This is a genomic window from Lysobacter enzymogenes, from assembly GCF_017168095.1.
Lineage (GTDB): Bacteria > Pseudomonadota > Gammaproteobacteria > Xanthomonadales > Xanthomonadaceae > Lysobacter > Lysobacter enzymogenes_D.
In genome coordinates, this window is the sequence record NZ_LXSD01000418.1 from 1 (window position 1) to 6,566 (window position 6,566).

The following is a 6,566-nucleotide window of genomic DNA, read 5'->3' on the forward strand; positions in this document are numbered from 1 at the left end:
TTGCGGCCGCGCGCACGGCCGCGGCCGTCCGCGCGCGGCCCGCAAGGCGGGTCGCGCGATATCGGTGGGTAGCGATATCGGCGGGAGACGGGCGGGCGGCGGCGAGCGCCGCGCGCTCAGGCGCGGGCGAGGCCCGCGCGCATTGCGGATCCGGTCATAGGCAGTCCTTCGCTATCCAGTCCAGGCCCGCGGCATCGGGATCGCCCCGGCGCCGCGCAGCGACAAACGGGTACAACGCGCCGCCGCCGCGCGGGCGGACAACGCAGCCCGGAGCCCCTGTAGGAGCGGCGCAAGCCGCGACCGCGGCAACGCAGCTACGGCGAAAGTCGCGGCGCAGTTGCGTTGTCGCGGTCGCGGCTCGCGCCGCTCCTACAGGGGGGATTGCAACCGTCTTCGCGTCGGGGGTATCTCAGGGATCGAACCCAGGCCAGGACCACCGCCATGCGCACCACCCCCGCCCTGCTCGCCCTGCTGCTGTCCGCCGCCTGCGCCGCCGCGCCGGCCGCCGCCGCCGCCGAATGCAAGGACACCGGCAAATACGCCGACGCCCGCGCGGTGATCGAGGACCTCGACCGCATCGTCGCGCCCAGCGGCGTGCAGGAAGCCTATGCCGCGCCGATCGGCGGCATCAAGCAGTGGATCAACGTGCGCGGCCAGGACCGCGACAATCCGATCCTGCTGTTCGTCCACGGCGGCCCGGCCTCGCCGCTGATCCCGGCCCTGTGGCAGTTCCAGCGCCCGCTGGAGGAATACTTCACCGTGGTCAACTACGACCAGCGCGGCGCCGGCAAGACCTACACCCTGCAGGATCCGCAGAGCTACGCCGACACCATCCACATCGCCACCTACGTCGACGACGCCATCGAAGTCGCCGAATACGTGCGCAAGCGCTACGGCAAGCGCAAGATCGTCCTGGCCGGCCACAGCTGGGGCACCATCGTCGGCATGCAGGCCGCGCTCAAGCGCCCGGACCTGTTCTACGCCTATGTCGGCATCGGCCAGGCGATCAAGGTGATGGAGAACGAGCAGCTCAGCTTCGACTTCGGCATGCAGCAGGCCCTGGCCCGCGGCAACACCGCCGCGGTCGAGGAGATGAAGACCATCGCGCCCTATCCCGGCGACCAGCCGGTGACGCGCGAGCGCATCATCACCGCGCGCAAGTGGTCGCAGTACTACGGCGGGCTGACCGCCTACCGCACCGAATCGCCGTACTACTACCGCGCGCCGAAGCTGTCGCCGGACTACAGCGACGATTGCGAACGCGACGCGGTCGACGCCGGCAACGTGTTCACCCTCGGCAAGATCCTGCCGGAGTTCCTGGCGGTGGACATGAGCGGGGTGCGCGAATTCCCGATTCCGGTGGTGATGTTCATGGGCCGCCACGACTACACCACGCCGGCGCAGCCGGTGGAGACCTGGCTCGGCAAGGTCAAGGCGCCGTACAAGCGCGGCGTCTGGTTCGAGCGTTCCTCGCACATGATGCAGTGGGAAGAGCCCGGCAAGCTGCTGACCAGCCTGCTGACCTATGTGCGGCCGCTGGCCGCCGATCCGAAGCGCTGAAGCGCGCGGCCGCGGCCGCACTCAGCCCGCGGCGAAGAACATCAGGTAGACGAAGCGCGCGTTCTCGGGGCGGTCGCCGAAACCCGGGCCGGCCGTGTGCCACAGCCACGGCCGCAGCAGCACCAGGCGGTTGAAGCGCATCGGCACGGTCATGGTCGGCTCCCAGCAGCTGTCGTCCATGCCGTCGCGTTCGATGATGTCCTGGTGCGCTTCGTCGATCGAGGCGTAGCCCAGTTTCGCCAGTTCCTGGTCGTTCATCGGCCGGCGGTCGGTGTTGGTGCGGCGGTGGCGGAAGAATTCGGTGCCGCCGCGGCAATCCTCCGGCCGGCTCAGGTACAGCACGCCGGACCAATAGCCCGGGTCCACATGCACCTTGCCGCGGCCTTCGTCGCTGGCCTGGGTGATGCGGAACTTGGCGTGCGAGCCGAGCGGCGAAATGGTCTTGAGCCGTTCGCCGACGATGCCGGAGACGTGCTGCTCCAGCCCGTCGAGTTCGATGCGCTCCTGCGAATTGCGGCCCGGGAACGCGCCCTGCTGGTCGGGATAGGTCAGCCGGAGGCCGGCCTGGCGCAGTTCTTCGGCGTGGCCGAAGAAATCGTCGACGACGATCAGCGAAGTGGTCATGCGGCTCACGGTCCTGGACGCGCCGCGGTCGGTGGCGCGGCGGTCATGGTAGGCGATGGCGTCGGGCTTGGCGACCGCGCGGGGACGCGGGCCGATACGAGCGTCCGCAACGCCGCTGCGCGAGTGTTCGCGTATCGCGCGGCCGCTCGCCGCCCGCCCGCGGCCGCTGCCGCCCCCGCCCTTTGGTGCAATACCCAAGCCCGCCGCGCGGGCCCAGCATCGATGCGTTGTCCGGACGGCCCGGCGCCCGCCGCGGCCGCGCACACGCCCTGGGGAGGGAAACGCGCATGTTCCGCAGCACGCTTCGATGGTTTTCCAGCAAGGCCCGGTTTTGCGCCGAGGTTCCATTGTCCGCCAGCGCCGCGACGCTGGTCCTGGCCGCCGCCGGCGGCCTCGCCGCGCTGGCGCCCGGCCACGCCTACGCGCTCGATTGCGGCGCCAACAACGGCTACACCTGCCAGGGCGCGGCCAGCCAGTACGCCGGCGGCTTCGCGCCCGGCGTCGGCAGCGGCGGCTTCGGCGGCGGCGACTGCGTCGCCACGCGCACGCCGGTGGTGTTCATCGCCGGCAACGGCGACAGCGCGATCAGCTTCGACATGCCGCCGGCCGCGGTGAGCGGCTACGCCACGCCGGCGAACTCGGTCTACGACGAACTCAAGGCGCGCGGCTACAACGACTGCGAACTGTTCGGCATCACCTACCTCGACGCCGACGAGCGCGCCGCGCCGCAGTACAACTACCACCAGCCGGCCAAGTACCAGGTGCTCAAGACCTTCATCGACAAGGTCAAGCTCTACACCGGCCGCAGCCAGGTCGACATCGTCGCCCACTCGCTGGGCTCGTCGATGGCGCTGGCGATGCTGCGCTATTACGGCTACCAGGCCAGCGTGCGCCGCTTCGTCAACATCGGCGGCGGCCTGCGCGGCCTGCAGACCTGCCTGAGCACCGGCTACCAGTCGCCGTACGCGCCGACCTGCAACGCCGAGGCCTACGTCTTCCCGTACGACTACTACACCTTCGGCCTGTACCCGAGCACCGGCGTGGCCTACTACGGCTACAACCGCTGGACCGGCAGCGGCAGCAACAGCCTGCGGGCGATGCCGGCGTTCTATAGCGGCATCGCGTTCTACACCATCACCGCCGGGCGCTACGACCAGATCCAGTGCTTCACCACCAGCTACTCGGCCGGCTGCGCCGACAGCGCGCTGTTCGCCGCCGCCAGCAACCTCAAGGCGCAGGTCGACATCGGCTTCGGTTCGGCGGCCTATGCCTACGACTGGGACTGGAGCGACGGCAGCCCGTACAACATCGGCGGCGGCGACACCAGCAGCGGCGTCGGCCATTTCCGCTCCAAGACCAACGCCGGGCGCATCGTCTACAACATGCTCGCCACCACCTGCACCACCGGCTGCGCGAACGGCTACGCCGGCGTCAACGGCCCCGCGACCAACCGCTGAGTTGCCGGATATCTCCCTGTAGGAGCGGCGCGAGCCGCGACTGCGACAACACAGCTACGACGAAGGTTACGACGTAGTTGCGTTGTCGCAGTCGCGGCTCGCGCCGCTCCTACAGGGGCGCCGGAGGATTGCCGCGTCAGGGGTTGGCGTCGCGCTCGTGGCAGCTGAGCTTGGCGTACCGGCCCGGCGGCAGGCCGATGCCCAGGCGATTGGCGGTCAACGCTTGTTCGGGATCGTACTTGGGCTCGAAGGTGCAGGCGTTGGCCTTGGCGAACTTCTCCATCGCCGCGGTGCTGCCCTCCACCCGCACCACCGCGCTGACGCCTTCGTCGACGCAGCAGCCGATGTACTGGCTCATGTATTCCTCTTCCACCAGCACCAGGCGCTGGCCCATGAACGGCGCCGGCTTCTTGAGCACGCGGTAGTCGGTGTAGTCGGCGCGCACGCTGGGCTTGAGGTCGAGGTAGCCGGCCTGGATATAGGCCTGCAGCGCCGGGCCGGACGGCGCGACGCGCTCGCCCTTGGCGCGGTCGTAGCGCAGCGCGTCGGTGAGGCCCTTTTCCAGGGCCGCCTCGTCGGCGGCGGACGCGGCCAGCGGCAACAAGGCGCAGGCCAGCAGGATCAGGGCGACGGAACGTTTCATGCGGCGCGATCTCCTTATCGGGGCGCGACAGACTAGCATCCGCCCGCCACCGTTGCGCGCGGTCGGCTCCCTGTAGGAGCGACGCGAGTCGCGACTGCGACAACGCAGCTACGACGAAAGCTGCGGCGCAGTTGCGTTGTCGCAGTCGCGGCTCGCGCCGCTCCTACACGAAGCGCAGCCGGCTCAGCCGCAGGCGTTGTCGGGCATCAGCGGCCGCACTTCGCATTCCAGATCCCAGCCGTCGCCGTGGACGTCGAGGAAGCGCCGCGTCAGCGCGGTCGCGGCGTCGAGGTCGGGCGCTTCGAACAAGGCGTAGCCGCCGATCACTTCCTTGCTCTCGGCGAACGGGCCGTCGGTGGCGGCGATGCGTCCGCCGCGCAGGCGCAGGCGCCGGCCGTTCGCGCTCGGCATCAGGCCGGCGGTTTCGATCAGCACGCCTTCGCGGGTCATCGCTTCCATCAGCTCGCCCATCTTGGCCAGCAGCGGCTCGTCCGGCGGGCGGGCGGTGGTTTCGTCGATACGGATCAGGGACAAAAAGCGCATGGGCAGCTCCATAGGTTCGGGGTCGGTCGGGCCCGGCGGAGCGGGCCCTTGCCGACACGACGAATCGGCGTTCCCCATTTCGACACATGCCGTCCGGCGTCGACATGCGTCTTTCAGCGCGCCGTCAGCGCTTGCGCCAATAGCGCAGCAAGCGCATCGGCGTGCGCGCCGGCGCCGCGGTGAAGCGCCGCGACAGGCCGCCGCGCCGGTTCTGGCCCTGGAACTGCCGCTGCTGCGCCAGCGCTTGCCGGCGCTGCAGCATCTGCCGTCGCTGCCATTGCGTCTGGCGCTGCGCCTGGCCCTGACGCTCGCTGCGCGCCGGGTCGAGGATGCGCACCTGCCGCTGCACCTGCGCCGGCTTCTGCACCGGCAGCGGCGATTGCGCGGCCGGCGGGCTGACCATCGCCGCCGACGCCGCGGTCAGCGGCTGGTTCTGCTCGGTCCGGCGATCCTGCGAACTGATCGCCGCCTGCCGGCAGCCGCGGCCGTAGTAGAACGCCAGCCCCTGCTCGGAGGTGGCCGCGGCCACGTCGAGGCAGCCGTCGCCGTTGAAATCGCCGTAGTCGATCTGGCGGAAGCCCTGGGTGCGCTGGTGCAGCGTGCGCGAAGTTCCGTTCCACTGCGACGGCGCGAGCGCGCCGTCGCGCTGCAGATTGTAGGCCAGCGCGTCCTCGCCGCCGGTGTCGTTGAAGACAACCTGGCGGATCGAAACGAGGTCGGTGCGACCGTCGCCGTCGAAGTCGTCGGCGAGCAGGCGCGATTTCGGCGCTTGCGTCGCCGCATACCGCTGGCCCGCCTGAAATCCGCCGTTCGGCGATTGCAGATACATCAACGACTGGTCCGGGAGGGTGCTGGCCACCAACATATCCAGCCGACCGTCGCCGTCGAAATCGCCGAAGGCCGTCTCTTTCGCGGGCACGCCCGGAAACCAGTCGATCAAGGTCGCGGCCGGGCCGAAGCCGCCTTGCGCCAACTGCGGCAGCCAGTGCAGGCGACGCGTGCCGTTGGCCGGAGTGACGGTGGAATACAGGACGTCGCGCAAGCCGTCGCCGTCGAAGTCGCGGATCGCCTCGATGCGCACGTCGGCGCCGTCGAACGGCAGCGCCGCACTGCCGCGGAGGCCGCCGCGGCCGTCGCCGTACAGCACCCGCAGCAGCCAGCAGTCGTTGCGCTGCGAGGGGAAACGGCAGTCCTCGCTGGGATTGAAGGCGATTCCGACGATGTCCTGCCGGCCGTCGTGATCGACGTCGATGCCGGTCCACTGGTCCATGCTGCTGCCGGTCGGGAATGCCTGCGGTGCGAGGAAGCCGCCTTGGCCGTCGGACAACAGCACGTTGGCGTCGCTGGGCACGGTCTGGGACGGGTTCGTCGGCGAGCGCTCGGTGACGATGTCCATCGCGCCGTCGCCGTTTAGATCGACCAGCAGCAGCCGCACAGGCCGGGCCAGAGCGCCCGGGTAGCGCCACTCGCGCGGCGGCAGGCCCAGCCCGCCCTGGGCTTGCTGCAAGAACACCAGCACGCGGTGGTCCAGGGTCGTGGCGACCACGTCGGCGCGGCCGTCGCCGTTGACGTCGCCGACCTCGACCGAACTGAAGTCGGTGTAGCCGCTGGACGTCGGCGAGCCTGGCGCCGCGGGCGGCCGGTAGCGCGGCCCTTCGGTCAGTGCGTAGCCGCCGTCGCCGGCCGCGGACGCCGCGACCGGGGCCGCCGCCGTCGGCGCGGACGCATCGACGCCACGC

Annotated in this window: 6 protein-coding genes; 2 read left to right on the plus strand and 4 right to left on the minus strand. The window is 70.3% G+C overall.

Annotated features, from left to right (window positions below; all coding sequences use genetic code 11):
* Nucleotides 1-441: 441 nt before the first annotated feature.
* Nucleotides 442-1,560, plus strand: a complete 1,119-nt coding sequence (locus A7A76_RS18355) for an alpha/beta fold hydrolase (RefSeq protein WP_206412558.1) — start codon at nucleotides 442-444, stop codon at nucleotides 1,558-1,560.
* 21 nt (nucleotides 1,561-1,581) lie between these two features.
* On the opposite strand, the gene A7A76_RS18360 is transcribed toward A7A76_RS18355, so the two are convergent.
* Entirely contained in the window at nucleotides 1,582-2,193 is a 612-nt protein-coding gene (locus A7A76_RS18360) for a DUF6445 family protein (RefSeq protein ID WP_343225363.1), read from the minus strand.
* 338 nt (nucleotides 2,194-2,531) lie between these two features.
* On the opposite strand from A7A76_RS18360, the gene phaZ7 reads away from it, so the two are divergent.
* Complete coding sequence (phaZ7, locus tag A7A76_RS18365) at nucleotides 2,532-3,641, plus strand: extracellular native short-chain-length polyhydroxyalkanoate depolymerase PhaZ7 (RefSeq protein ID WP_206412560.1); 1,110 nt, start codon at nucleotides 2,532-2,534, stop codon at nucleotides 3,639-3,641.
* Nucleotides 3,642-3,777: 136 nt separating this feature from the next.
* Here phaZ7 and A7A76_RS18370 read toward each other — a convergent pair whose 3' ends face one another.
* From A7A76_RS18370 to A7A76_RS18380, 3 genes are all read right to left on the minus strand, one after another.
* Nucleotides 3,778-4,284 carry a hypothetical protein gene (locus A7A76_RS18370; protein ID WP_206412561.1) on the minus strand — a complete coding sequence of 169 codons (507 nt, stop codon included), beginning with the start codon at nucleotides 4,282-4,284 and terminating at the stop codon, nucleotides 3,778-3,780.
* A 183-nt stretch (nucleotides 4,285-4,467) separates the two neighbouring features.
* Nucleotides 4,468-4,827, minus strand: a complete 360-nt coding sequence (locus A7A76_RS18375; RefSeq protein WP_206412562.1) for a YciI family protein — start codon at nucleotides 4,825-4,827, stop codon at nucleotides 4,468-4,470.
* A 124-nt stretch (nucleotides 4,828-4,951) separates the two neighbouring features.
* Nucleotides 4,952-6,566, minus strand: a 1,615-nt coding sequence (locus A7A76_RS18380; protein WP_206412563.1) for an FG-GAP repeat domain-containing protein, incomplete at its 5' end; no start/stop codon positions are given.